The organism is Corallococcus caeni, from assembly GCF_036245865.1.
GTDB classification, from domain to species: Bacteria; Myxococcota; Myxococcia; order Myxococcales; family Myxococcaceae; genus Corallococcus; species Corallococcus caeni.
The window spans coordinates 114,271-139,559 of the sequence record NZ_BTTW01000002.1 but is presented as its reverse complement, the minus strand read 5'-3'; the positions used below and the strand labels follow the sequence as shown (position 1 = coordinate 139,559).

General features: G+C 69.7%; 24 protein-coding genes. 10 read left to right on the top strand and 14 right to left on the bottom strand.

Features of this window, described 5'->3' with window-relative positions:
- Nucleotides 1-52: 52 nt before the first annotated feature.
- The 4 genes from AABA78_RS08585 to AABA78_RS08570 all read right to left on the bottom strand — a co-directional run bounded on the left by AABA78_RS08585 (nucleotide 53) and on the right by AABA78_RS08570 (nucleotide 5,271).
- Complete coding sequence (locus AABA78_RS08585) at nucleotides 53-1,396, bottom strand: efflux RND transporter periplasmic adaptor subunit (RefSeq protein WP_338262492.1); 1,344 nt, start codon at nucleotides 1,394-1,396, stop codon at nucleotides 53-55.
- Nucleotides 1,397-1,441: 45 nt separating this feature from the next.
- A complete protein-coding gene (locus AABA78_RS08580; protein WP_338262491.1) occupies nucleotides 1,442-2,881 on the bottom strand; it encodes a HAMP domain-containing sensor histidine kinase in 1,440 nt (479 codons plus the stop codon).
- On the bottom strand, nucleotides 2,878-3,615 hold the full coding sequence (locus AABA78_RS08575) for a response regulator transcription factor (RefSeq protein ID WP_338262490.1): 738 nt from the start codon (nucleotides 3,613-3,615) through the stop codon (nucleotides 2,878-2,880). The genes AABA78_RS08580 and AABA78_RS08575 overlap by 4 nt, the downstream gene beginning before the upstream one ends.
- A gap of 165 nt (nucleotides 3,616-3,780) precedes the next feature.
- Nucleotides 3,781-5,271 (bottom strand): acyl-CoA synthetase, encoded by a 1,491-nt coding sequence (locus tag AABA78_RS08570; RefSeq protein ID WP_338262489.1) that lies wholly within the window; start codon nucleotides 5,269-5,271, stop codon nucleotides 3,781-3,783.
- Between the two features lie 126 nt (nucleotides 5,272-5,397).
- Here AABA78_RS08570 and AABA78_RS08565 point away from each other — a divergent pair, with 126 nt between their 5' ends.
- The gene (locus AABA78_RS08565; RefSeq protein ID WP_338262488.1) at nucleotides 5,398-7,161 is read left to right on the top strand and encodes an RNA/DNA-binding domain-containing protein; all 1,764 of its coding nucleotides are present in this window, start codon (nucleotides 5,398-5,400) and stop codon (nucleotides 7,159-7,161) included.
- Nucleotides 7,162-7,210: 49 nt separating this feature from the next.
- Here the strand turns inward: AABA78_RS08565 and AABA78_RS08560 are convergent, their stop codons facing one another.
- The 5 genes from AABA78_RS08560 to AABA78_RS08540 all read right to left on the bottom strand — a co-directional run bounded on the left by AABA78_RS08560 (nucleotide 7,211) and on the right by AABA78_RS08540 (nucleotide 13,752).
- Entirely contained in the window at nucleotides 7,211-9,196 is a 1,986-nt protein-coding gene (locus tag AABA78_RS08560) for an esterase/lipase family protein (RefSeq protein WP_338262487.1), read from the bottom strand.
- Between the two features lie 143 nt (nucleotides 9,197-9,339).
- Nucleotides 9,340-10,395, bottom strand: a complete 1,056-nt coding sequence (locus tag AABA78_RS08555) for an alpha/beta hydrolase (protein WP_338262486.1) — start codon at nucleotides 10,393-10,395, stop codon at nucleotides 9,340-9,342.
- 45 nt (nucleotides 10,396-10,440) lie between these two features.
- The gene (locus AABA78_RS08550) at nucleotides 10,441-11,997 is read right to left on the bottom strand and encodes an acyl-CoA synthetase (RefSeq protein ID WP_338262485.1); all 1,557 of its coding nucleotides are present in this window, start codon (nucleotides 11,995-11,997) and stop codon (nucleotides 10,441-10,443) included.
- Between the two features lie 45 nt (nucleotides 11,998-12,042).
- Nucleotides 12,043-13,038, bottom strand: coding sequence for a 3-oxoacyl-ACP synthase III family protein (locus AABA78_RS08545; protein ID WP_338262484.1), 996 nt, complete (start codon nucleotides 13,036-13,038; stop codon nucleotides 12,043-12,045).
- 9 nt (nucleotides 13,039-13,047) lie between these two features.
- Nucleotides 13,048-13,752, bottom strand: coding sequence for a TetR/AcrR family transcriptional regulator (locus AABA78_RS08540; RefSeq protein WP_338262483.1), 705 nt, complete (start codon nucleotides 13,750-13,752; stop codon nucleotides 13,048-13,050).
- A gap of 347 nt (nucleotides 13,753-14,099) precedes the next feature.
- On the opposite strand from AABA78_RS08540, the gene AABA78_RS08535 reads away from it, so the two are divergent.
- The 3 genes from AABA78_RS08535 (at nucleotide 14,100) to AABA78_RS08525 (ending at nucleotide 16,697) form a co-directional block, all read left to right on the top strand.
- On the top strand, nucleotides 14,100-14,570 hold the full coding sequence (locus tag AABA78_RS08535) for an Lrp/AsnC family transcriptional regulator (RefSeq protein WP_120529763.1): 471 nt from the start codon (nucleotides 14,100-14,102) through the stop codon (nucleotides 14,568-14,570).
- 2 nt (nucleotides 14,571-14,572) lie between these two features.
- A complete protein-coding gene (locus AABA78_RS08530; RefSeq protein WP_171421343.1) occupies nucleotides 14,573-15,796 on the top strand; it encodes an aminotransferase-like domain-containing protein in 1,224 nt (407 codons plus the stop codon).
- Nucleotides 15,797-15,950: 154 nt separating this feature from the next.
- The gene (locus AABA78_RS08525; RefSeq protein WP_120529762.1) at nucleotides 15,951-16,697 is read left to right on the top strand and encodes an SDR family oxidoreductase; all 747 of its coding nucleotides are present in this window, start codon (nucleotides 15,951-15,953) and stop codon (nucleotides 16,695-16,697) included.
- Between the two features lie 29 nt (nucleotides 16,698-16,726).
- Here the strand turns inward: AABA78_RS08525 and AABA78_RS08520 are convergent, their stop codons facing one another.
- Complete coding sequence (locus AABA78_RS08520) at nucleotides 16,727-17,122, bottom strand: winged helix-turn-helix transcriptional regulator (RefSeq protein WP_338262482.1); 396 nt, start codon at nucleotides 17,120-17,122, stop codon at nucleotides 16,727-16,729.
- A gap of 129 nt (nucleotides 17,123-17,251) precedes the next feature.
- On the opposite strand from AABA78_RS08520, the gene AABA78_RS08515 reads away from it, so the two are divergent.
- Nucleotides 17,252-17,854, top strand: coding sequence for a malonic semialdehyde reductase (locus tag AABA78_RS08515; RefSeq protein WP_338262481.1), 603 nt, complete (start codon nucleotides 17,252-17,254; stop codon nucleotides 17,852-17,854).
- Between the two features lie 266 nt (nucleotides 17,855-18,120).
- Here the strand turns inward: AABA78_RS08515 and popD are convergent, their stop codons facing one another.
- Nucleotides 18,121-18,582, bottom strand: a complete 462-nt coding sequence (gene popD, locus AABA78_RS08510) for a PopC secretion inhibitor PopD (protein WP_338262480.1) — start codon at nucleotides 18,580-18,582, stop codon at nucleotides 18,121-18,123.
- Between the two features lie 57 nt (nucleotides 18,583-18,639).
- Nucleotides 18,640-20,052, bottom strand: a complete 1,413-nt coding sequence (popC, locus tag AABA78_RS08505) for a subtilisin-like protease PopC (protein WP_171421347.1) — start codon at nucleotides 20,050-20,052, stop codon at nucleotides 18,640-18,642.
- 534 nt (nucleotides 20,053-20,586) lie between these two features.
- On the opposite strand from popC, the gene AABA78_RS08500 reads away from it, so the two are divergent.
- From AABA78_RS08500 to AABA78_RS08485, 4 genes are all read left to right on the top strand, one after another.
- On the top strand, nucleotides 20,587-21,390 hold the full coding sequence (locus tag AABA78_RS08500; protein WP_338262479.1) for a prolipoprotein diacylglyceryl transferase: 804 nt from the start codon (nucleotides 20,587-20,589) through the stop codon (nucleotides 21,388-21,390).
- A gap of 46 nt (nucleotides 21,391-21,436) precedes the next feature.
- On the top strand, nucleotides 21,437-22,009 hold the full coding sequence (locus AABA78_RS08495) for a class I SAM-dependent methyltransferase (RefSeq protein WP_338262478.1): 573 nt from the start codon (nucleotides 21,437-21,439) through the stop codon (nucleotides 22,007-22,009).
- Between the two features lie 81 nt (nucleotides 22,010-22,090).
- Entirely contained in the window at nucleotides 22,091-22,330 is a 240-nt protein-coding gene (locus tag AABA78_RS08490; RefSeq protein WP_338262477.1) for a hypothetical protein, read from the top strand.
- Nucleotides 22,331-22,484: 154 nt separating this feature from the next.
- Complete coding sequence (locus tag AABA78_RS08485) at nucleotides 22,485-23,417, top strand: alpha/beta fold hydrolase (RefSeq protein ID WP_338262476.1); 933 nt, start codon at nucleotides 22,485-22,487, stop codon at nucleotides 23,415-23,417.
- Between the two features lie 10 nt (nucleotides 23,418-23,427).
- Here the strand turns inward: AABA78_RS08485 and AABA78_RS08480 are convergent, their stop codons facing one another.
- Both AABA78_RS08480 and AABA78_RS08475 read right to left on the bottom strand, forming a co-directional pair.
- On the bottom strand, nucleotides 23,428-24,315 hold the full coding sequence (locus AABA78_RS08480; protein WP_338262475.1) for a DMT family transporter: 888 nt from the start codon (nucleotides 24,313-24,315) through the stop codon (nucleotides 23,428-23,430).
- A 79-nt stretch (nucleotides 24,316-24,394) separates the two neighbouring features.
- Nucleotides 24,395-24,676 (bottom strand): rhodanese-like domain-containing protein, encoded by a 282-nt coding sequence (locus AABA78_RS08475; protein ID WP_120526937.1) that lies wholly within the window; start codon nucleotides 24,674-24,676, stop codon nucleotides 24,395-24,397.
- Between the two features lie 87 nt (nucleotides 24,677-24,763).
- Between AABA78_RS08475 and AABA78_RS08470 the strand changes: the two genes are divergently transcribed.
- Nucleotides 24,764-25,279: a GreA/GreB family elongation factor gene (locus tag AABA78_RS08470; protein ID WP_171412609.1), complete on the top strand. Its 516-nt coding sequence runs from the start codon at nucleotides 24,764-24,766 to the stop codon at nucleotides 25,277-25,279.
- Nucleotides 25,280-25,289: the final 10 nt, after the last annotated feature.

Below are 25,289 nucleotides of genomic sequence, written 5' to 3'. Positions count from 1 at the left end.
GCCTCTGTCCCTTCCCCTGCCCGCGATGAAAGTGATTGGAACGGCCGCGTGCCTAGAACGGGCCCCGGCGGCCGCCGCCCATGCCCCGGCCGCCACCCGCGCCGCCGACGGGGCTCGCACCCGAAGGAGCCCCGGTGGACGTCGAGCCCGCCGGCGAATTCGCCGCGGTGATGACGCGGTCGCCGGCCTTGATGTCCCCTTCCACCACCTCCGTGTACGTGCCATCCGTCATGCCGGTGCGCACGTTCACGGCCACGGGCTGCGGCTTCTGCTCCGGCTGGCGGCGCAGCACGTAGACGGTGCGCGTGCCCGCGGGGGGCGGCTGGGCCGCCGCAGCCTGCGCGGGCGCGTTCGGCGACGGCGCGGGGCGGTAGCGCAGCGCCGTGTTGGGCACGGACAGCGCCTGGTCCTTCTGCTGCGTGACGATGGTCACGTTCGCCGTCATGCCCGGCTTGAGCTTGAGGTCCGGGTTCGGCACGTCGATGACGGCCAGGTAGGTCACCACGTTCTGCACGGTGATGGCCTCGTTGCGGATCTGCCGGATGACGCCGTCGAAGGTCTCCCCCGGGAAGGCGTCCACGGTGAAGGTGGCCTTCATGCCGGGCTGCAGCTTGCCCACGTCCGCTTCCGCGATGCTGGTGTTGACCTGCATCTTGCGCAGGTCCTCCGCGATGGTGAAGAGCACGGGCGCCTGGAGGGACGCGGCCACCGTCTGGCCCACGTCCACGCTGCGCGAGATGACGATGCCGTCCGTGGGCGACACGATGGTCGTGTACTTGAGGTTCACCTCCGCCTCGTTGAGCGCGGCCTGCGCCTGGGCCACCGAGCCCTCCGCGGCCGTGACCTCCGCCTGCCCGCTGGCGGCGGCGGACTCGGCCGTCTCCAGCTCCGACTGGGAGATGAACTGCTGCGCGCGCAGCTCCTTCGAGCGCGCGGCCTGCTTCTTCGCCACGTCCGCGTTCACGCGCGCCTTCTGGAGGTTCGCGCGCGAGGCCGTCATGTTTGCCTTCGCCCGGTCCAGCGCGGCCTGCACCAGCTGCGGGTCGATGCGGGCGATGACCTGCCCCTTCTTGACCTGCGAGTTGTAGTCGACCATCAGCTCCTGGATGCGGCCGGAGACCTGACTGCCGACCTGCACCGTCACCAGCGCCGCCACGGTGCCGGTGGCCGTCACCCTGGCCGTGAGCTTCCGGGCCTCGGCGGGGGTCGTCTCGTAGGTGACGGCGTCCGCCTGGCTTCCGGCGCGCATGCGCCAGAACACCCCCGCGCCCGCCACCACCAGGATCGCCAGGACCCAGGCCCAGCGCGGCACTCCGCGCTTGCGACCCTCGTCCTCGTCCAGCTCCACCGGCGCCAGGGCCGGCGCTTCCCGCGGCATCTCGCTCAAGGCCTTCATGCCCCTTATCTACGTTTTGAAATGTTTCGGCGAATCTCGTCTCTATTACGAAAGATGACCCACGGCGAGGCGACCCTCCGCTGTGTCCGCCGCCCCCACTCCGGGGAGCACGACGCGCGCGGTGGTGCCCTGGCCCGGCTGGCTCTCCAGCGTGAGGTGGCCGTGGTGCGCGTCCAGGATGCGGCGCACCAACGCCAGCCCCAGCCCCACGCCGCCCGTGGTGCGGGCGCGGCTGCGGTCGGTGCGGAAGAAGGGCGTGCCCACGCGCGCCAGGTCCTGCGCGTCGATGCCGATGCCCTGGTCCCGGACCTCCACCTGGACGCCGCCGCCCTCCGCCCGGGCGTGCAGCCTCACGGTGGTGCCGGCCTCCGAATACTTCCCCGCGTTGTCGAGCAGGTTGTCCAACACGCGCCGCAGCAGCACGGGGTCTGCCTCCAGCGCAGGCAGCGCGCCGTCCACCTGGACCTCCAGCCGGTGCTTCGGCCGGGCGGAGCGGAAGCGGGCGGCGGCCTTGTCCACCAGCGCGTTCGCGTCCACGCGCTCCAGGCGCAGGGGGGGCACGCCGCCGCTCGCGCCATCCGTCACCAGCTCCAGGCGGGACGTGGTGAGCACGTCGGACACCAGGCGCTCCAGCTCCGACAGGTCCTCGGTGATGTCGGGCAGCAGCTCGCGCGCGGTCTGCGCGTCGCCCTCCGCGGCCAGGTCCAGCGCCACGCGGATGCGGGACAGGGGCGTGCGCAGCTCGTGTGACACGTTGGCGAGCAGCTCCTTCTGCGAGCGCAAGAGCTGGGTGATGCGGCCGGCCATCTCGTCGAAGGCCTCGGACACCAGGCCCAGTTCGTCCTTGCGGCGCAGGCCCGCGCGCACGTCCAGCCTCCCCGCGCCGAACGCGCGCGCCGCGCTGGCCAGCTTCTCCAGCGGGCCCGCGAGCGTGCGCGCGAAGGCAACGGAGGTGATGGCGGTACACATCAGCACGAGCCCCACGATGATGGCCGTCTGCCGGTCTCCATCCGGCGGCGGGGGCGGCGGGGGCAGCGACACGGAGGCGTAGACCTGGATGGGGCCCGGGTAGGGACTCACCACCAGGAGGCGGCCAGGTCCGCCCCCCAGCCCGGGGAACGGGCCGCGCGGACCGCTGCGGGTGACGCGCGAGGCGACGGCGGAGAACTCCTCGGAGGTCAGCGGCGGCACGGGGTCCGGCCGCGTGTTGCCCAGCAGCGTCCCGTCCGCGGCGCGCAGCGTGACGCGCATGCCCATGCGCTGCTGGGCGCGGTCGAGCGATGCCTGGAGCGCGGCGGGCTGGTCGCGCAGGTTGGCCCACTCGTCGACGAAGTAGGACAGCTCGTCGTCGAAGCGGTTGCGCCAGGACTCGTTGCGCAGGAGGTCCCGAGCGAGCATGAGCGACACGCCCACGAGGATGATCTGGATGACCCCCACCAGGTAGATGCGGGGGAGCAGGCCCATGGGGAGGCGGAAGAACTTCACGACTCCGCCTCGGTCTCCGTGGCCAGCATGTAGCCGGCGCCGCGGACCGTCTTGAGCAGGCGCGGGTTGCGGGGGTCCACCTCCAGCTTCTGACGCAGGCGGAAGATGTGCACGTCCACGGAGCGGTCGAAGACCTCGTCCGCGCTGCCCTTCACCAGGTCGAGCAGCTGTTCGCGGCTGAGGACGCGGCCGGCGCGCTCGGCCAGGACGCGCAGCAGGCTGAACTCATACGTCGTGAGGGACAGCGGCTTGCCGTCCAGGGACGCGCTCAGGCTGCGGGGGTCCAGCACCAGCCGGCCCGCGTGCACGGGGTGGCTGGTGGGGCCCACCTTGCCGCGCGCGCGGCGCACCTGGGCGCGGATGCGGGCGAGCAGCTCGCGCGACGAGTAGGGCTTGGGCAGGTAGTCATCCGCGCCGGACTCCAGTCCCAGGACGCGGTCGGCCTCCTCGCCGCGCGCGGTGAGCATGATGATGGGCACGTCCGTGCGGGTGCGCAGCTCGCGGCAGACCTCCAGGCCGTCGCGGCCGGGGAGCATGAGGTCCAGGAGGATGACGTCGTAGGTGTGGCGGGACGTCTGGAGGAGCGCGTCGGTGCCGGACGCGGACACGGTGACGATGATGCCGTGCTCCTGGAGGTAGCGGGCGGTGAGCCGCGCCAGGCGTTCATCGTCCTCCACGAGGAGCACCTGGATGGTGGCCTCCTCGGAGGCCGTGGGGCGTGGCGTGTTCTCCATGGTTCGGGTCTCCGCGGGGGATGCGGACCGCCTCCGGGCCGCGACCTGCAACCTCCCACCCGTACATTTCCAGGGGGCTACGGGCCCATGACGAAATATTACGAACGGCGGTCCGCAGGGACATCCCAGGGGCTTCCAGGGGGACGGGCGCAACGGAACGGAAATTCAGCCCTCGCCGTGCATCCGGGCGAGCCCCCGCCGGTCCACCTTGCCCGCCGGGGTACGCGGCAGGGACTCCAGCAGCCGCAGCGTGCGGGGCAGCTTGTACCGGGCGAGCCGGCCGGCACAGAAGGCCACCAGCGCCTCCAGGGTCGGATCGGCGCCCGGCCGGGGGACGACGAGGGCGCGGGGGACCTCGCCCCACTTCGGGTCGGGGACGCCGATGACGGCGACCTCGGCGACATCGGGGTGGCCGGCGAGGACGCTCTCGACCTCGGAGGGGTGGATGTTCTCGCCGCCGGAGATGATCAGGTCCTTGGCGCGGCCCTCGATGCGGAAGAAGCCCTGCGCGTCGCGGGAGGCCAGGTCGCCGGTGTGCAGCCATCCGTCCACGAAGGTGCGAGCGGTCTCCTCCGGCCGGCGCCAGTAGCCGGCGCAAAGGTGGGGGCCGCGAAGGAGCAGCTCACCCACGTCTCCGGGGCGCTGTTCGCCGTCAATGCGCGCTTCGACGTGGAACAGGGGCACACCGACGAAGCCCGCGTGCGAGCGCATGACGGCGTCGGGGAGGAAGAAGTTGTTGGGGCCGCCCTCGGTGAGGCCGTAGCCGGTGCGGAAGGGAATGCCGCGAGCGAAGAAGCGCTCGAAGACGGGGGCGGGACAGGGGGCGCCGCCGCTGATGAGCAGCTTGAGGCGGGAGAAGTCCACGGCCTCGAAGCGGGGATGCCGCTGCATCTCGATGAACATGGTGGGCACGCCGAACACGAGGTTCACGGAGCCCGAGTCGATGAGGTCGAAGGTCTGCGCCACGTCGAAGGCACGGCACACGACGGAGGCGCCGCCCACGTACACCAGGGGCAGGGCGAACACGTTGAGGCCGCCAGTGTGGAACAGGGGCGCGTTGACGAGCGCCACGTCGTCCTGGGTGAGGCCCCAGCTGACGACGGTGTTCACGGCGTTGGCGGTGAGCGAGCCATGCGTGAGCACGGCGGACTTCGGAAGGCCGGTGCTCCCGCCGGTGGAGCACAGCACCCAAGGTGCATCCGCCTCCAGTTCGAGGGAGGGCAGCGCGCCGGTCAGCGTCTCGCGCGAGCAGAAGAGCGGATCCGAAAGGGAGACCCAGTGCGCCGGAAGACGTGAGCGCAAGGCGTCCACTTGAGGGCCGAACTCCGGACCGAAGCAGACGACGGAGGGAGCGACATCGGAGAGCAGGCCGTGCAGCTCCTCCACGCCCAGGCGCCAGTTGAGCGGCTGGAGCACGGCGCCCAGCTTGGCGCACGCGAACACGAGGTCCAGCGTCTCCACGCCGTTGAAGGCCAGGACGGAGACGCGGTCACCCACGCCCACGCCCAGGTCGCGCAGCAGCAGCGCGGTCCGGTGGGCGGAGTCATTCCACTCCGCCCACGAGATGCGCCGCCCACCCCGGAGCGAATCAACGAGCGCCGTGCGCTCCGGGGCGAGCGAAGCCCGCCGGGCCAGCCAGTCGTGGACGATGGGCACCCTACGACTCTAAGGCACGCCACGCCCCCTGCGGGGGAGACTCACCGGAGTTTGCGTCGAGTTTGCGACCACCCTACACTCTGAAGGAGATCCGCAAACACGCCGCGAACTCGCACGGAAACCGCCATGATGCGCCACATCCGGGACCAACTGCGCCCTACCCTGGAGAAGGTTCAGGAAGGGCACCCTGCGCAGAAGCTGGAAAGCGTCACCCTCGACTTCAAGCGCGAGGGGCGCAGTGCCGATGACTTCATGCGTGAGCTCGCAGGTGACGCCATCTGCTTCACGAACGCGAACGGAGGAGCGCTCGTCATCGGAGTCGATGACAAGCAGGGCGGACCCGCCGCGTTCCTGGGAACGAGCCTGGAAGCCGAGCAAGTTCGCCGGCGCATCTACGAGCTGACCCGCCCCTCCCTGCTGGTCGAAGTGGAAGAGCACCTCTTTGCCGGGGTACGCCTGCTCGTTGTCTTCGTTCCCCAAGGCATTGAAGTGCACTCCGATCCACAAGGGCGTGCACGGCGGAGGCTTGGCAGTGACTGCCTGCCCATGAGCCCGGAGGAGATCGCCAGGCTGCGCGATGACCGCCGGAGCTTTGACTGGTCCGCGCAGCCCAGCGGACGTGACATCCAGGAGGCTTCGCCCCTGGCCCTTCAGGCCGCGAGGGAAAGCCTGGCCACCCTCACGGATGAGCGCCGGAACTACGCGCGTCTCAGAAGCCCCCAGGACCTGCTACGTGCCCTGGGGCTGGTCACCCAGGAGGGAGAGCTTCTCAAGGCAGGCGAACTGCTCTTCTGCGACGCGTCTCCTTCACCCGCGCTCCAGTACCACTACCGCCAGACCCCCGGAGGCGAGCCGCTGGCCATCCAGCGCATTGATGCGCCCCTGGTCCTGGCGTTCGGCGAAATTCTCGGGCTGATTCGAGCCAGGCTCAACCAGGTGCCCGTATCACTCCCCAACGGACAACTCCTGGATGTCGCCGACTTTCCGAGCCTGGCCATCCGGGAAGCCATCGTCAACGCGCTCGTCCACCGGGACTACCGGCTCCAGGGCGCGGTGCTCATCGAGCACTCTCCCCAGGTCTTCATCGTGAGCTCGCCGGGACCGCTCGTCGCGGGCGTCACACCCGAGAACATCCTCACGCACCCACCCAAGCCCCGCAACGCGCTCCTGGCCAAGGCGTCGCGCACACTCGGCTTCGCGGAGGAAGCGGGACGGGGCGTCGACCGCATGTACCGCGAGATGATTCGCTCCGGCCGCGAAATCCCGCACATCGAAACCTCTAGCGAGTTGGTCCAGGTCAAGCTGGTGGGAGGCGCGGCCAGGACCCAGATCACCCGGTTCATCGCCCAACTTCCCGAGCAGGAGCGGGATGACACGGACACGCTCCTCATCCTGTTCTGGCTGCGCCGCCGTCGCACGGTGACCGCACAGGAAGCAGCCCCCCTGCTTCAGAAGTCCGTGCCGGAGGCCGAAACCATCCTGCGCAGGCTGGCGAGCAATGACCCCTCCATCCTGGAGGCCACGCGGCAGACCGCGCGCAACGCCCATCCCGCCTATCGGCTTCGTGGAGAGGTTCTCAAGGAGCTGGGCTCCGCCGTGGACTACCAACGCCGGACGGTGGACGAGCTGGACCGGAAGGTCATGACCCACGTCCGTGAATATGGCCGGGTCAACAATCGCACGCTCCAGAACCTGTTCGACATCGACGTCACCCGTGCCCGGGACGTCCTCGCGGACATGGTTGAGCGGCAACTGCTCATCAAGGTCTCTTCCCAGCAGCGCGGGCCCTCCGTTGAGTACGGCCCCGGCCCGAAGTTCCCAGGAAAGGCTCGCGCCAGGAAGACCGCGGCCTCCAGACCCGCCAAGGCAAAGACGCGCGGACGCCACTGACCCGCGAAGCACGGACGCGCGGAACGCGCCCGTGCCTCACGTCACATCATCAATCCCGCGAAACGAAGTGCGCGGAGATCTTGTTCCACACCGCCGGGGTGATGCCCATGCTCAGGTGGTCATAGGCCATGCCCTCCTGCTTCGCGTCGGCGGTCTTCTTCGTGGACGTCCAGCCCTGGGTGAGCTGGGTCATCGCTGCGATGCTCGCCTCGAAGAGGACGCCGTCGCTGCGCAGCGTGGACGTGGTGGACGTCATGCCGTCCGTCTCGAACGGGGTCGCCCCGCCCGCCGTGCCGTACAGCACGTAGAGCGACGGCAGGCGCGAATCCAGGCCGTGCTCCGCCAGGCGCGTGATGAACTTGCCGCCCATCTCCATCGCCGCGTTGATGCCCAGGCCGTCCATGATGCGGTACTTGCCGTACATCAGCGAGTCGTACGCCTCACGGTTCTGGTTCGTGTTGTACGCGTGGTACGCGAAGCACGGCGAGCCCACCGGGTCGAACGCCGTCGTGCGGCACACGCGGTGGTCGCTGGACGCCATGTAGCCCGCCGCGACCCAGGGGTTGTACGGGTTGTAGACGAGCTTCGTGTCCAGCCAGGGGAAGTAGCGGTTCTCGTCCGGATCGATGTCGTCCCACGCGGACGCGCTGCGGTCCGGAATCGGGTACGTGCCGCGCAGGTCGTACGCCGCCTGCAGCTGGCCCGGGTACGCCGTCACGTACTTGCCGCTGTCGTTCACCGCGCCGAAGAGGCTCATGTTGTAGTCGTCGAACTTGAACGACGACGCGGACAGCCCCTGGTTCGTGTTCAGCGTCTGCAGCGTGCTGCTGGACACCGGCGTGCCCGTGCTGGACAGGCCCGTGATGTTCGACAGGTAGATGCGGCGGAAGTAGTCCGTCCACACGCCGCCGGAATCCTTGCACACACTCTCCGCGTAGGGGTTGTTGAACCAGGGCACGCTGTAACCAAACGTCACGCACTGCATCGCGGAGAAGTACGTCCACGGCATCGGGCCACGGCCCACCGGCGCGTTGGAGGCCGTGCTCGCGATGGTCAGCGTGTGGATGGGGTGGCGGAAGTTCAGGTCGATGCCCTTGTGCGGCCCGGACAGCGGCACGTACACGCGCACCGAGTCGTCATACGCCGGCACCTGCGACGCCTGCTCCTTCGCAAGACGCTCGAAGAAGCGCGTCGTGCTGAAGCCGCCCCACGTCGCCGCGTTCTCCAGCCAGGGGTCCACCGCCAGCACGCCCTTGCTCCACGCCACCACGTCCACCCGCGCCACGCCCGGGTGCAGCGCCTTGATGCGCTGGACGGCGTTGGCCACGTGGATGGCGTGGTTGAAGTTGTCGCCGTGGAACGAGCCGAACGTCACCGCGTACACGCAGCGGCCCTTCGACTCCAGGTCCTGCACCATGCCCGTCAGCTGCGCCGCGCCGCCGTAGGTGCCGCCCGTACCGTTGTTCCCGTTGGGGAACATCCAGACGTTTCCGTCCTGGATGGCGCCGTGCACCAGCAGCGTCGGCGTCAGGTTGACGTTACAGGTGCGCGCCGCGGTGGCCCGCCCCTTGTGCAAGAGGACGAAGCGCGCCTCCGGCTTGGTGGGGCCGGGCGTGGGGCAGGTGGCCCCGGACGTCGTGGCACAGCTGTTCGCGTAGTAGAGGTTGAACGCGTTCACCAGCTGCTGGTTCAGCGAACCGAAGTACGTCCGCAGCGGGTAGTCGGTGGACTGGTACGTGTCCTGGTCCCGCAGCTTCAGCGTGCGCGGGTTGTAGTACTCCGTGCGGAAGCGCTGCTTGCCTTCCAGCAACTCAATCTGCCCCCAGGACCACGAGGGCGGCGTGTACGTGCCCACCACCCGGTAGTTGCCGGTGAAGGTGGGGACGGCGTCGAAGTACGGCGCCAGGTCCGCGTCCAGCGGGGCCTCGGCCGTGGCGACGGACTCCTGCGCCGGGGGGGCTTCCGCGGGGGGTTCCGCCCCGCAGCCTGCCATCAACAATGCGGCCGTGAGTGACAACGTCCAGGTGCTTCGCATGCGTACCTCCGTTGGGGGTTACGGGTGCGGCGACAGCAGACTGCGACAGGCCAAAAGGACGCACGGGACACACGACGGGCCCCAGGGTCTTCCCGGAAGGGCCCTCGCGTGCCTTCAGCGCGCGTCAGGAGACGGCGGAACGACTAGCGGGCGTGCTCCTGCAGGAACGGGACGAGCAGGTCGTGGAACTCCTTCGTCTTCTCCAGGTGCGGGCTGTGGCCCGTGTCCTGGAGGACGACCTCGCGGTAGCGGCCGCCGTTGGCCGCGTAGCGCTCCATCACCTTGCGCATCTGCGACACCATGGGCTGCGGCGGGTACTTCTCATCCCCGGGCCAGCCGGGCACCGCGCCCAGCTTGCCCAGGAAGCCGAAGTCGAACAGGGACGTGTCGGAGACGATGGCGTCATCCGCGCCGCGGATCCACAGCACGTCCGGCCCGTTCTTCAGCTCCGCGAAGGAGGAGGTGTTGTAGTAGGCGGGCGCCATGGCGTTGTTCATGCCCGTGGTGCCCGGCGCCACGCCCGGCCAGTTCGGGGACTGGGCGAAGTTGCCCGGGTACAGCTCGTCCGACACGTGCGTGTCCAGCACGGAGCTCAGGAGCATCTCCTCGTCCGGGTGCCGGAACGGCGGCTTCACGTAGCAGCCGTTCATCACGTTGCGCGGCGACGTCTGCGACTCCGTGGAGCGGTCCTTCGTCTTCAGCCGCTGCACGAAGTCCGGGTTGGCCGTGCCGCCGCCGGAGCCCGCGAAGTCCGCCCAGCACGGCGTGCCGTCCGCGTCCTTCGTGCCGCCGAAGCCGTAGGGCGACAGCGGCGCCTCCACCACCAGCCCGGCCACGCGCTCCGGGTGGTCCAGGGACAGCTGCATCACCATGCCCGCGCCCGCCGAGTGCGCCACGAACACCGCGCGCTTCAGGGACAGCGTGTCCATCAGCGCCACCAGGTCGTCGCTGAAGTCGCGCATGCCGCGCGTCGCGTGGATGGTCTTCTCCTCCGTGTGCCCGTAGCCGCGCATGTCCGGCGCGATGCCCCGGAAGCCCTGGGGCAGCGTCTTCATCAGCGACTCGAAGAACGCGGACGAGGAACAGTTGCCGTGCACGAAGATGACCGGAAAGCCCTCCTCGCCCACGAGCCGTGCGCGCACCCGGAGCCGCTGCGTGGGGATGTCCCGGATCTCGACCTTCCTGGATGTATCAGCCATGTGCGCGCTCCTGGTTGCGTTGCGTTGAAGAAGAAAACCCGTGCGTCAGGAAGCGGCCCGCGCGTCCGCGGCGATGGCCGCCTCGCGCAACTCGCGCTTCAGAATCTTCCCCGCCGCGGACACCGGCAGGGCCTTCACCAGCTCCACCCGCTTGGGGACCTTGAAGCGTGCCACCCGGCCCTTGAGGTGCTCGAGCAGCGCGTCCGCCGAGGCCTCGGCCCCGGGCTTGAGCACCACGTAGGCCCGGCCCGCCTCGCCCCACTTCGCGTCCGGCACGCCCACCACCGCGCACTGCTGCACGGCGGGGTGCTCGTACAGCACGGACTCCAGCTCCAGCGGGTACACGTTCTCTCCGCCGGAGATGAACATGTCCTTCTTGCGGCCCGCGATGGTGAAGAAGCCGTCCGAGTCCACGCGCGCCAGGTCCCCGGTGTGGAACCAGCCGTCCGCGTCGATGGCCTCCTTCGTCGCGGCGTCGTCCTCGAAGTAGCCGGAGCACATGGAGGGCCCCTTCAGCACCAGCTCCCCCACCCCGCCCACGGGGACGGGCCTGCCCGCGTCGTCCACCAGCTTCGCGTCGATGAAGTAGTTGGGCCGGCCGATGGAGCCCGCCTTGGACACCGCGAACTCCGGCCCCATGCTGAAGATGCCCGGGCCGAACTCCGTCATGCCGAAGCCCTGCTTGAAGGGCACCGGGTGCACGGCCTGCCACGCCTGGAGCAGCGTCACCGGCAGGGGCGCGCCGCCGCTGGTGACGAAGCGCACGGAGGAGAAGTCCGTCCCCTTCCAGCGCGGCGAGTCCATCAACTGCTGGTACTGCGTGGGCACCGCGAAGAAGAGCGTCACCTTCTCCTTCGCGACCAGGCCCAGCATCTCGTCCGGGTCCCAGCGGCGCATCAGCACCACGGTGCCGCCCACGGTGAGCAGCGGCAGCGTGTAGACGAGCAGCCCGCCCGTGTGGAACAGCGGCGTGTGCGTCACCGTCACGTCGCCCTGGCGGATCTCATGCACCAGCGTGTTGAGCGTGTTCCACGCCACCATGCGGTACGACACCTTCGCGCCCTTGGACCGGCCGGTGGTGCCGCCGGTGAAGAGCAGGCAGAGGATGTCCTCCTCGCTCACCGCGTCGTTGGTGACAGGAGCGGCGGGCGCGTACGCCATGGCCTGCGCGTACGGATCCGCGCCGGGCAGCCCTTGCGCCTCCAGGGACACCAGCCGCAGGCCGTCGCCCACGTGCTCGCGCACCTGGGCCACCGCGTCCTTGAAGTCGTCCCCGAACAGCAGCACGCGCGGGCGGATGGCGCGCACGCCATCCGTCAGCTCCGCCGCGTGCAGCCGCCAGTTGTAGGGCACGAAGACGGCGCCCAGCTTCCCGCACGCGAACAGCGTGTCCAGGTACTCCACGCCGTTGTGCGCGACGATGGCCACGCGGTCGCCGCGCCGCACGCCGGCCACGTCCCGCAGCCAGCCCGCGAGCGCGTTGGCGCGCGCGTTCATCTGTCGGTAGGTGAAGCGGCCCGCGTCCTTCCGGGCCACGTCCACCACGGCCACCGCGTCCGGCCAATAAAGGGCACCCCGCCCCATCCAGTCCCCGATGAACATGCGAAGAACTCCTGTCTGAATGAGGCGGGGTGCGGGGGGGTAAGGTCAGGCCGTCCAGCGGTAGAGGGCGGACGCCATGGCGAGGCCACCGCCGCTGGCGCAGAAGGCGACCAGGTCGCCCTTCTTCACCTTGCCCTGCAGCACCGCGTCGTCGAGCGTCATGGGGATGCAGGCGGAGCCCGTGTAGCCCCACTTGTCCATCGTGTAGTGCGCCTTCTCCATGGGCTGGTTGAGCGCCTTCATGGTGGCTTCGATGGTGCGCAGGTTGAGCTGCGTGAAGACGAACAGCTTCACGTCGTCCAGTGTCTGGTCCGCGCGCTTGAGCAGCGTGTCCAGCAGCATGGGCCAGCGCTCGGTGTTGAACGTGGAGGGGAACTTGCGCACGAACTGCACCGCGGGCTTGCCGTCCGTCAGCGCCAGCGTCTCCGCCGTGGCGGGCCGGTTGGTGCCGCCGGTGTAGATGCCCAGCGCGTCGTGGTACTCGCCGTTGGCGAGCAGCTTCGCGCCCAGGAAGCCCGGCTTGTCGGACGCGCCCAGCACCACCGCGCCCGCGCCGTCCGCGAACAGCGTGCAGGTCTTCTTGTCCTTCCAGTTCACGTACCGGGTCATCCCGTAGGCGCCCACCACCAGGATGCGCTGGTAGCTGTCGTCCGCGGAGATCGTCTTCGACGCGACGTCCAGCGCCGTCACCCAGCCGGCGCACGCCGCGTTGATGTCGTAGGTGCCCGCGTTGACCGCGCCCAGCTTCGCCTGCACCACGGACGACGTGCCGGGGGAGAGGTAGTCCGGCGTGTCACTGGCCACGAGCACCAGGTCCAGCTCCTTCGGATCCACCTTCGCGCGGGCCAGCGCCTCCTTCGCGGCGGCCACGGCCAGGTCGCTGGTGGCCTGGTGGTCCGCCATCACGTGGCGCTGCTTGATGCCCACGTTCTGCTGGAGCCACTCGTCCACCTTCTCGCCCAGGATCTTCTCCACGTCGGCGTTGGTGAGGAGCTTCTCGGGGACGTAGCGGCCGGTGGACAGGATGTTCGCGTAACGCATGACGGGGATTCAGCTCCGGGGACCGCGTGACGGACGGCGGGGGGACGGCTTGGGGGGGGTGGGCTTCGAAGGCTTCGCGGCGGGCCGCGAGGGGGGCGGGACGGCCTGGAGGTGGGACGGCAGGCCGTGGGACAGCAGCGCCATCGCCGTGTCGAGCACGCGCTCCAGGCCCGGGTCCTCCTCCCAGAGCACCCAGCGCATGCCCAGGAAGTCGCCAATGCCCATCAGGCAGTAGGCGAGCGCCTCCGGGTCCATGCGGCGCACCTCGCCCTTGTCCATGGCCTGCGTGAGGCCGCGCACGTAGCCCTTGGCGAAGCGGTCGTAGTAGCGGCGGTAGCAGTCCGCGTCCACGAACTCCGCCTGCCGCACCACGCGGTAGAGGTTCGGGTGCTGGCGCACGAACTCGAAGAAGGCGCGCAGCCCCTCGCGCTCCACCTCCAGGCGCGTGGTGCACGCGGCCGTGGACTCCGCGATGAGGCGGCGCAGGCGCGCTCCCAGCTCGTCCACCACCTCCACGAAGATGGACTGCTTGTCGGGGAAGTACACGTAGAAGGTGCCCAGCGCGACGCTGGCCTTGCGCGTGAGGTCCGCGATGGACGCGCGCTCGTAGCCCTTGTCGCCGAACACCGCCTCCGCGGCCTTCAACAGCTTCTGCCGCGTCCGCTGACCGCGCGGCGTGACGGGGACGCGTTCTGAAGTTGAAGGGCGATTCATCTTTCAGAACGGGTAGCACCCGGCCGACCGCCCTGTCAAAAGCGGATGGATGGCTCCTTGCGTCAAAGACAGACACGGACGCGCGGCGTCAAACACCTGCCGTGACAGCGCCGGGCCGTGAGCGCGGAAGTGTCCACCACGCCCCCCTTTCGCTCGCGGGAGCACTCCCTGGCGACCCCTCCAGCACCACCTTTCGCCTGCCTGCCGGGGGACTCCGGAGGTCGGGCGGAGGCCCCTCCGGCGGCACCAACCACTTTGCATGCAAACGGACTTGCACTCCGGGTCGGATGCATATAACTTCACCGTCGACCGCCAAGACCGCTTATAAAAATAAGGTCTAAAGCCCCATGGACGCCCTGGATTATCGCATCGTGGACATGCTTCAGCGCGATGGCCGGGCCACGCAGCTGGAGCTGTCACGTGGGGTGAAGCTGTCCCAGCCGGCGGTGGCGGAGCGCATCCGCAAGCTGGAGGAGAAGGGCGTCATCACCGGCTACACGGCGCGCGTGGACGCGACGCAGCTGGGCAAGGACATCACCGCCTTCATCGGGGTGAGCATCGAGCACCCCAAGCACTTCGAGGGCTTCGCGCGGAAGGTGGCCGAGCTGGAGGACGTGCTGGAGGCCCACCGGGTCGCGGGGCAGGACTCGTACGTCTTGAAGGTGAAGACCGCGAATACGCGGACGCTGGACTCGCTGCTCGTGGAGACGCTGCGCACCATTCCAGGTGTGACCCGCACGAGCACCACCATCGTCCTGTCGACCTTGAAGGAAGACACGCACGTGCGTGTCCCCGATGAGCTGTTGAACGGAGAATGAACATGAGCGCGGACGCTATGAGTGCACCCCTGCCCCCTCCTCCGGCCTACCGGCTGTCCCAGCGCATGTCCCGGATGAAGACGTCCGCGGTGCGGGAGATCCTCAAGATCGCCGAGCGCCCGGACATCCTGTCCTTCGCCGGCGGCCTGCCCGCCCCGGAGCTCTTCCCGAAGGACGCCATCGCCAAGGCGTTCGCGGAGACCTTCGCCAGCGACGCGGACGGGCGCTCCGCGCTCCAGTACAGCACCACGGAGGGCTTCGCCCCCTTGCGCGAGTGGATCGCCGGGCACCTGGCCCGCAAGGGCCAGAACGTCCACGCGGACCAGGTGCTCATCACCAGCGGCTCGCAGCAGGGCCTGGACCTGGCGGGGAAGATCCTCCTCGACCCGGGTGACCTGGTGGTCGTGGAGGACCCCAGCTACCTGGCGGCGCTGCAGACCTTCGGCGGCTACGAGGTGGAGTTCGCCACCGTGCGCAGCGACGACGCGGGCATGGACACGGACGACCTGGCGGCCCTGCTGAAGAAGCGCCAGCCGAAGCTGCTCTACGTCATCCCCAACTTCCAGAACCCCAAGGGCACCACCCTGTCCCTGGAGCGCCGCAAGGCGCTGGTGCGGCTGGCCCAGGAGCACCGCTTCGTCATCCTGGAGGACGACCCGTATGGCGAGCTGCGCTTCAAGGGCGTGCACCTGCCGTCGCTGGCGTCGCTGGACGACCAGGGCGTGGTGCTGTCCCTGTCCACCTTCTCCAAGACGCTGGCCCCCGGCCTGCGCCTGGGCTGGGTGACGGGCCCCAAGGCGCTGCTCAAGCCGATGACCATCGCGAAGCAGGCCACGGACCTGCACACCGCCACGCTCGCCCAGCGCGCCACGGCGCGGCTGCTGGAGACGTTCGACTACGCGGGCCACATCCAGGCGCTGATGCCCATCTACGCCCAGCGCGCCAACGCGATGCTGGACGCGCTCAAGGCCCACATGCCCCAGGGCACCCAGTGGACCCGGCCGGACGGCGGCATGTTCCTCTGGGTGGAGCTGCCCGGGGGGCTGGACGCGGCGAAGCTCCTGCCCCTGGCCGTGGAGCAGAAGGTCGCCTTCGTCCCCGGCGCGCCATTCTTCGCCAACGACCAGAAGCCGCAGTTCATGCGGCTGAACTACTCCAACCGCCCGCCCGAGCTCATCGTCGAGGGCATGAAGCGGCTGGGCTCCGTCATCTCGGACGCCCTCTAGTTCCAGCACCCGGCCCCCAACGCACCGCGTCGGGGGTCCGGGCCTCATGAGAAGTTGAAGCTTGATTCAGGTTTCAGCCTCCGCGGCGCTGGCCAGGGCCCGCGCGGTGTGCGTACCCTGCGCGCGTTTTTCGGACACGCCCAAGGAGAGGCACATGCAGCTGAAGGACCTGAAGATCATCGTGACGGGTGGCGCGCAGGGCATGGGCGCGCACTTCGCCCAGCGCATCCACGAGGCGGGCGGCCAGGTGGCCGTTGGCGACGTCAACGAGGAGAAGCTCGCGGCGCTGCCCGCGGGCATCCACCGCCGCAAGCTGGACGTGTCCAACGAGCAGGACGTCACGGACTTCGTGCAGTGGGCGCACGGCGCCATGGGCGGCCTCAACGGCCTCATCAACAACGCGGGCATCCTGCGCGACGCGCTGCTCGTGAAGAAGGACCGCACCACCGGCCAGGTGAAGAAGCTGTCCACGGCGGACTGGAACGCCGTCATCGGCGTGAACCTCACCGGCGCCACGCTGATGGTGCGCGAGGTCGTCTCCAAGATGGTGGAGACGGACCAGCGCCCCGGCGTCATCGTGAACATGTCGTCCATCGCGCGGCACGGCAACCGCGGCCAGTCCAACTACGTGTCCGCCAAGGCCGCACTCGCCGCCAACACCGTCACCTGGTCGCGCGAGTTCGCGCCGTTCGGCATCCGCGTGGGCGCCATCGCGCCGGGCATGATTGAGACGCCCATGACGCAGGGGATGAACCAGAAGGCCCGCGACGCGCTGGTGGCCGCCATCCCGGTGGGCCGCATCGGCGAGCCGGAGGACATCTGGGTGGCCGTGAAGTTCATCGTGGAGTGCGACTACTTCAACGGCCGCACCATCGACGTGGACGGCGGCCACAACTTCTAGGCCGCCAGGCTGCAACCGCGCTCCGGACGTCAGGCGCTCTTGCGCTTCCGGGGCGCGGCCCGCGTGGACTTCGCGCCCACGCCCTTGCGCGCCTGCGCCGGAGCCTTCACGTCCACCCAGCGCTCCGCCCACTTGCCCAATTCGTCGATGACCTTCCAGAACGCCTGCCCCTTCTCCGTCAGGCGGTACTCGGAGCGGATGGGCGGGCCCGGGTCGACGTGGCGCTCGAGGATGCCTTCGGCCTCCAGGTCCTTGAGCCGCTCCGACAGGACGCGCTCGCTGATGGTGCCGATGCGCTCCGTCAGCTCCCCGAAGCGGCACGGCCCGTCCATCAGGATGCGCAGGATGACGCCCGTCCAGCGTCGGCCCAGCAGGTCGGCCGCCGCCAGGAACCGCGAGCACAGCGGACTCAGGTCGTCATGCATCGTGTCGCCTCCGCCCGGAAGTATAGCGCCCGCCCCCTCCGCCCGGCACGCACTTACTTTTTGGAAGTTGCTTGCGAAATAAAAGTGACGCGGATAGCCATGGGGTGTTCGCAACGGAGGACGACACGCATGGCGACGACGAACACGGCCTTGGACGCGGAGGTGCTGGCGCGGCTCTTCACGGAAGCGCGCACGCACAACGGCTGGCAGGACCGGCCGGTGACGGAGGAGACGCTGCGCCGCATCTATGAGCTGGCGCGCATGGCGCCCACCGCGGTCAACAGCCAGCCGGTGCGCCTGGTGTTCGTGAAGAGCCGCGAGGCCAAGGAGCGGCTCAAGCCCACGCTGTCCCCGGGCAACGTGGACAAGACGATGCAGGCGCCGGTGACGGCCATCGTCGCGTACGACACCGCGTTCCACGAGCAGATGCCCAGGCTGTTCCCGTCGCGCGACATGAAGAGCGTCTTCGCCGGGCAGACGCCGGAGGCGCGCGAGCAGGCGGCCTTCCTCAACGGCTCCCTGCAGGCGGGCTACGTCATCCTCGCGGCGCGCGCGCTGGGGCTCGACTGCGGCCCCATGGGCGGCTTCGACAAGGCGAAGGTGGACGCGGCCTTCCTCCAGGGCACCGGCTGGAAGTCGAACATCCTCCTCAACCTGGGCTACGGCGACCCGGCGAAGCTCTTCCCGCGCAACCCGCGTCTGTCCTTCGAGGACGCCTGCCGGATTGACTGACACCGTCCAATCCCAGACAGCACACTGGTCCCGCCGTTCAGTGGCGTCCGGCCGCTACAATCCTGAGTTTCTAGGTTAATCAGGAAGAAGCAGCCCCGCCGTCGGTTCCACAGGGGTGAACGCGGCGAGCAAGCTTCTTCCCGGTGCGACAGCGTGGGCGCCCCCAGCGTGGGTGCCCGACTTTCGCGAAGGCGGGATAGACCGCCGGAGGGCCGCCTTCCGTTACAAGGGAAGCGGGGCCTGGGACAGGAGGCGTTGGAGCGGGACTAGTACAGCTGCTCGAGCGGCATCATCGTGCCCGCCTCGAACTCCGGCGCACGGCGCAGCTGGTCCAGCACGCGCGGGGCGCACCTCACGTGCAGCATGGGCAGGGAACCGCCCGGCTCGCTCATGGCGCGCACGGCGCCCACCAACTGGTGTGCCTCCAGCCAGCGCATGAAGCTCTCGCGAAAGCGGGCGTTCTCCGCCTGGCCCTCCTTGTAGAGCTCCGCGCGCGAGCGCATGGGGGCCCGCGGGGACGCGGCGGCACGCTTCGGCGCGGCCGGCTCCCGGGGCATCACCGTGACGTCGATGTCGCCGCTCGGCTGCGCGTCACGCTCCAGGCCACCGGCGCCCGGCAACGCGCGCACCGTGCCTCCGCTGCCAGGCAGCGGACGCACGGCGGCGACGGAGGACATCCGGGCCGATATGTCTTGGGGTTCGCCCGGCACGCCATTCTTCCTGCGCATGGCCACATCCTCCCCAGGTCCGGTGCTCACGTGGCACCGGCCCCGGCAACTACCGCGTCACCTGAAAACAGCCAGGCCCTTCCCCGTCCGGTGGTTCGCCGAGCGAGGAAGCTTGATGGCATTGGCCAGAATCAAATCTCTCACTTCCAATGCCGTCAAGTCAGGGGCACGGCAACGATACAGTGCAGCGATACCCGCGACATAAGGCGCCGCCATGCTCGTGCCACTCATTCGTTCATAGAACGCCTGATTGTTGCAGCGGCGTTCAGTAGACGAATACACGTTCACCCCGTAGCCCATGACATCAGGCACGACACGCCGCCCCACGGCGCCGCTGGCCGAGAAAGTGGCCACGTTGCGCTCGAAGTCGACTGCCCCCACAGCCAACGCCTCGGGAAAGGCCGCTGGGTAACCAACCGTGTCGGGTCCACTGTTACCCGCCGCGACAATGGGCAGGATGTTGCTGTCCAGAAGCCGACGCAGCATGGCCTGCAGGGCGCGCTGGTTGAGCAGGTAGTCCGCCTCGGAGATGCCCGGGGGCGGCTGCAGCGGGAAGCCCAGCGACAGGTTGACGACGGCGGGACGTGACGCGTTCTCCGGGCGGCTGAACTGGTGGAGCAGCCACTCCATGCCGGCGGCCACGCGGCCCAGGCTGGTGCGGATGGTCTCCGATTCGATGACGGACGCGGCGTACAGGTCCACCTCCGGCGCGACGCCGTGGTGCACGCCCGCGGCGATGCCGCACACGTGGGTGCCGTGGCCGTCCGGGTCGAAGCCGCGCACGTCGCGCGCCGGGTTGTGCGGCGAGTTGGGGAAGAGCGAGACGTAGCGGAACTGGATGGTCTTGCTCGCGTGCTCCGGGTGGTCCGCGTCCACGCCGGTGTCCAGGATGCCCAGCATCACGCCCGCGCCCCGGATGCCCTGGGCGTGCGCCAGGGGGACACCGGACTCGTCAGGCCACTCGCGAGTGGCGAGCGAGCTCATGCCACGGTTGCGCGGCCCCGTCTGGCCGGCGGACACCGGGCCGGGGAAGGACAGGGGCACCACGTCCGGGATGAACTCGAACTCCGCCGCCAGCTCCCCCCGGGCCGCCTTCTCCGCGTCCTGGGAGTAGAAGTGCGCCATGGTGGCGCCGATGAGGGGCATGAACCGGTAGCTGCCGACCTCCTCCGTGCCGGACTGTTCCGTCACGGGAGCGCCGGGCATGGGCGTGGCGTCGACGTCGCTGGCCTTCTTGCCGCGGGCACGCTTGCGGCCGCGGGGCTCCTGGTCGCTGACGGCGGGCTTCACGCCGGGCAGCGTCGCGGACCGCAGGCCGAGGGCGGTGAGGGCATCCGGTGCCTTCTGTCCGGCGCTGAAGCGCAGCGCGGTGCTGCGGCTGAGGACGCGCTCGCCCTGCGCCGTGCCACGCACTCCGGGCCGGGCCTGCGTCTCGATGGACTCCTTGGGTACCAACAGGAAAGACTTCATGGCTGTGCTCCTTGAACCGCCTATCCGCGCCGGGCCCCGAAGGGAGAGCACCTGCGGTACGACCACGTCCACCTGGGGACCCTGACAAGCCCCTTCGGATCCGGTGGGTCGGGCTCGCGGGCGTCGCCCGGAGCCGTTGCATCACCTGCCCTCCCCTCTCCCCATGCGCTGGGGGCCAACCGGGGGATTTGACCGCGCCCCCCTGACAAAAAATCACGGGATTTCCGTAATAGACACCCATTGTCTGGTGTCTCGGTCCTCGCTCGGCTTCCCCGAACCTCTGGAAACACAACGGATTCCCTCCGGGGGACGAGGGCAATGGCGAGGGGCGCACACGGGCTCTGTCCGCCAGCGGATGTGGGGAAGGGGCAGGCAGGAGGGGCGGGGGCCCAGGAGGGCGTCCGGGTGGGGCTTGCGCATCCGGCGGGCGTGGGGGTGAAAAAGAGGTGGAGGGAAGCCCGGGATGCGCCGATTGTTCGCGTTCCATCCTCCGGGCCAGTGCCCGGGCGGGTCCCTGGCCTTTCTGGAGCCCCCTTGATTCCCTATTGGCATGCCCCCTCGTTCAAGCTGGGGCCCCTGGAGCTGAACCCCTTCAACGTCTTCGTGGCGGCGGGCATCCTCCTGGCTGCCCGGCTGCTGACGAAGCAGGCGGAGCGCGAGGGGTTGGATCCCAACCCGCTGGCGGACTTCGCGATGTGGGGGGTGGCGGCCGGCATGCTCTTCGGCCACTGGGTGCACCTGTTCTTCTACCACCCGGAGGAGCTGTCCAAGAGCCCGTTCCAGATCCTCCGGTTCTGGGACGGCCTGTCGTCCTTTGGCGGCCTTCTGGGCGGCATCGTGGCGGCGGTGGTGTTCTTCCGGGTGAAGAAGCTGCGCTTCAACGACTACGCGGACAGCTTCGCGCTGGGCGTGGCACCGGGCTGGGCGGTGGCGCGGCTGGGGTGCTTCGCGGTGCACGACCACCCGGGCAAGCTGACGGACTTCTTCCTGGCGGTGCAGTTCCCCAACGGCAACCGGCACGACCTGGGCTTCTACGACGCCATCGTGCTGTTCGCGCTCACGGCCCTGCTGTACGCGGTGCGCGACCTGCCGAAGATGAAGGGGCGGCTCTTGCCGTTGCTGGCGCTCCTGTACGCCGCGTCCCGCTTCAGCCTGGACTTCCTGCGGGCCACGGACCTGTCGTACGTGGACGCGCGCTACTTCGGCCTGACGCCGGCGCAGTACGGCAGCCTGCTGCTGGTGGTGTACGGACTGTGGGGCCTCTTGCGCAAGCAGGCGCCGAGCTCCTCCTCACAGAAGCCGTCCGCGCCGCAGGGCCGGGTGGAGACGGCGCGGTAGCAGGGTCCATGGGCAGGTCCGCGATTCGCTGGGAGGGGGGTTCCACGTGAGGGCACTGGCGTACGACGCGCTGATGGCGCCGCTGGGCTGGGCGGGGCTGAACGCCGCCCGGCGGCAGCTGGTGGAGGGGCTTTCCGGCAAGGTGCTGGAGGTGGGCGCGGGCACGGGCCTGGCGCTGCCGGCCTATCCGGACACGGTGGCGTCGGTGACGGCGGTGGACGTGGACCTGGAGGCGCTGGTGCGGGCGCGGGCGCGCAGAAGCGGCGTGGCGCTGCTCCAGGCGGACGCGCAGGCGCTGCCGTTCACGGACGGCTCCTTCGACGCGGTGGTCTCCAGCCTGGTGTTCTGCTGCGTGGACGCGCCGGCCACGGCGCTCGCGGAGGTGATGCGCGTCCTGCGGCCGGGCGGTGAGCTGCGCCTGCTGGAGCACGTGCGGGCGCCCCACCGCGCCATCGCCACCGCGCAGGACCTGCTGACACCCGCGTGGCGGCGGCTGTCCGGCGGCTGCCGCCTCAACCGGGACACCTTCCGGCTGGTGGAGACCGCCGGCTTCCGCATCCTCAAGCGCGAACAGCGCCTGGGCGGCGTGGGCGAGTTCATCTTCGCGCGGCGGCCCTGAGCAGGGTTTGACGCGCCGGGAGCCGATAGACCAGACTAACATGGAAAACCTCATAGCGCCCCATGGGCGAGGAGCGTCTCCATGAAGTGGATGGCGTTGGTGTCATGCGTGGCCTTGGCGCTGGGCGTGCTGGTTCCCGTGGTGGCCTATGCCACGGAGCGCTACGAGGGCCCGTGCCAGGTGGTCGTCGAGTGCAACGACGGGAGTGTCGTCGCCTGTGCCGGTGAAGAGGAGTGCACCTATCGCGCGGATGACTACGGCGGAGGAATGGTGACCTGCCGGGATTGGCTCCAAGACACCCGGGTGTACTCCTGCCACTAGGCGTCCCCGACCGGGGTGGGCCAGACCCTTCCGGGTGTCGTTTCCGACCTGTCAGGACAGGTTTTCGGATGGGATGTCAGAGGTCTCTTTAGGATGGCGTGTATCCCCGCGGCGGACCTACCCGCCGCGTCCCATCCCAAAGAGGCCCTGACGCATGACGCGGTTCCTTCCTGCCCTCCTCGCGGTGCTGCTGTTCGCCGGCTGTGGACCCGACATGGCTTCGGGTTCCGAGCCCGACCTCGTGAGTGCTCCGGCCGCGCTGGAGGACTCCGACCGCGGGGGTGGCGCCAACGCACGTGAGGGCTCCGTGCGGCTGTCCACCGGCGTCACGCTCCGCTACGTGGAGCAGGGCCGTCAGGACGGGCCCGTCGTCGTCTTCCTGCACGGCTATACGGACTCGCACCACACCTGGGACCTGGACCTGCCGCGCTTCCCTCGCGACTTCCACGTGTACGCGCTGGACCAGCGCGGCCACGGTGATTCGACCCGTCCGCTGTGCTGCTACACGCAGCAGGCGTTCGCCCGGGACGTGGTCGCCTTCCTGGACGCGATGCACGTCTCGCGCGCCGTGCTCGTGGGCCACTCCATGGGCAGCTTCATCGCGCAGCAGGTGGCGCTGGACTTCCCCCACCGCGTGAGGGCGCTGGTGCTGGTGGGCTCCGCGCCCACCGTGGCGGGCAATGAAGTGGCCCTGGGCCTCAAGGAGGTCGTCGACACGCTGACCGACCCCGTGGACCCCGCCTTCATCTACGAGTTCCAGGCCAGCACCTTCTACGCGCCCGTGCCCCAGTCCTATCTGAACACCCTGGTCTCGGAGAGCTCCAAGCTGCCCGCGCGCGTGTGGCAGGACGCGCTGGACGGGCTCATCGCGGAGGACCACTCCGCGCGCCTGGGCCGCATCCGCGTGCCCACGCTGATCATCGGCGGGGACCATGACGGCTTCTTCTCCGTGGACGAGCAGCGCGCCCTGGCCCGCGCCATCCCCGGCGCGAAGTACCTGCTCTATCCGGAGACCGGCCACGCGCCGCACGCCGAGCGCCCGGAGCGCTTCGTGCACGACGTGCACCAGTTCCTCAAGCGCCTGTAGCCCGCGCGCTTCAGGCTCCGGCCGCTCCAGCTTCCGGGCGGCCGGAGTCATTCCGGGCCAGCACCACCACCGCCACGAGGATGAGCAGGCCGCCCAGGCCCTGCCGGAGCGACAGCCGCTCACCCAGGAAGATGGCGCCCAGCACCACCGCCATCACCGGCTCCAGCGTGGAGAGCAGCGACGTGTTCACCGGGCCAATGCGCTTGAGGCCCGCGAAGAACGTGAGCATCGCCACCACCGTGGACAGCAGCGACAGGCCCGCCACCGCACCCCAGCCGCCCAACGTCTGGGGAAAGGACGGGCCCTTCACCAGCATCAGCGCCCCGAAGGCGAGCCCCGCGGACAGCGGGACGACGGTGCTCGCCGCGAGCGGTCCCGCCGGCCCCGCCACCCGCGCGCTGGACAGGACATAGAGCGCGTAGATGACCGCCGACAGCACGCCCAGGGCAATGCCCAGCGGCTTCGCGTCCGGCCCCGGGTCCACCGTGAGCGCCGTGCCGCACAGGGCCAGCCCCACCGCGAGCCAGCGGGGACGGCTCAGGTGCTCACGCCCCAGGGCCACCTGGATGACGGCCACCAGCGCGGGGAAGAGGTAGAGCAAGAGCGCCACCAGCCCGGCGGACGCGTGCTGGAGCGCGATGAAGTAGACGCTGCCTTCCGTGAAGTAGCCCACCGCGCCCAGCAGCACCAGGCCACCCAGCACGCGGCCCCGGGGCCACGTGCCGCCCTTCGCGACCATCACGGCCGCGAGCACCAGCCCCGCCAGTGAGAAGCGCAGGAACAGCAGCGTGGGCATGTCCGTGCCCGCCGCGTAGGCCAGGCGCGCGAACAGGCCCAGCGCGCCAAAGGAGGCGCCGGACAGGGCGACGAGGAGGAAGCCGGTGGTGCGGGTCTGCATGGCGCTTTTCAGCGCGCACGCTGACGCAAGACCCGGCCCGCTGTCACGTGGGCCGGCGGCGCGGGCTCACCCGTTGGGCCTACCAGTTCTTGACCGACCCCAGGTCGAACACGTCCGGGAAGCCGCCCTTGCGCAAGAGCTCCGCGGCCACCGCGCTGCGGCCTCCCGCCGCGCAGTACACCACCACGGACGTGCCCACCGGGCCCACCTCCGAGAGGCGCTGGGCCAGGACCTGCACGGGGATGTTGCGGGCGACTTCCGGGTGTCCCTGCTGGAACTCCTCCGGGGTGCGCACGTCCAGCAGCACGGCGCCCTTCGCGACGAGTTCGTGGGCCTTCTGCGAGCGTTCCTGAGGCGTCATGGGTCCCATTCAATCAAAGCATGGGGCTCCGCCGGGCTGAAAACTGGAGGCGTTCGCACCGGGCGCTACAGTCCTGTACCGATACCCATGCGACTCGACAAGCACACCCTGCTCCACCAACTGGCCGAGCGGCTCCAGCAGAGCGACCGGCTGGCCCACCGCGCGGAGGCTGACGCCCGCGAGGCCGCCCGCAGCCTCGCCACGGAGTCCGAGAAGAAGGAGGACGGCCGCGCCGCCATCGAGTACGGCAGCCTCGCCACGGGCCAGGCCCAGCGCGCCCGCCGCCTTCAAGAAGAGCTGCAGGCGCTGACCGCCTTCGGCCAGAAGGAGCTGCCGCGCTTTCCGCGCCAGGGGCCCGTGGGCCTGGGCGCCCTGGTGGACTGCAGCACCGAGGACGAGGACGGCTTCGCCGAGCGCACCTTCTTCGTGCTCCCCGCCGGCGCGGGCACCGAGCTCACCGGCCCCGGGGGCGACGGCTTCCTCTCCGTCATCACCCCCAGCTCGCCCGTGGGCCGCGCCCTGCTGGGCAAGAAGGCCGGCGACGTGGTGGAGGTGACGCTCGCGGGCGAGGTGCGCGAGTGGACGGTGCTGGAGGTCGCCTGAGCGGACTGGC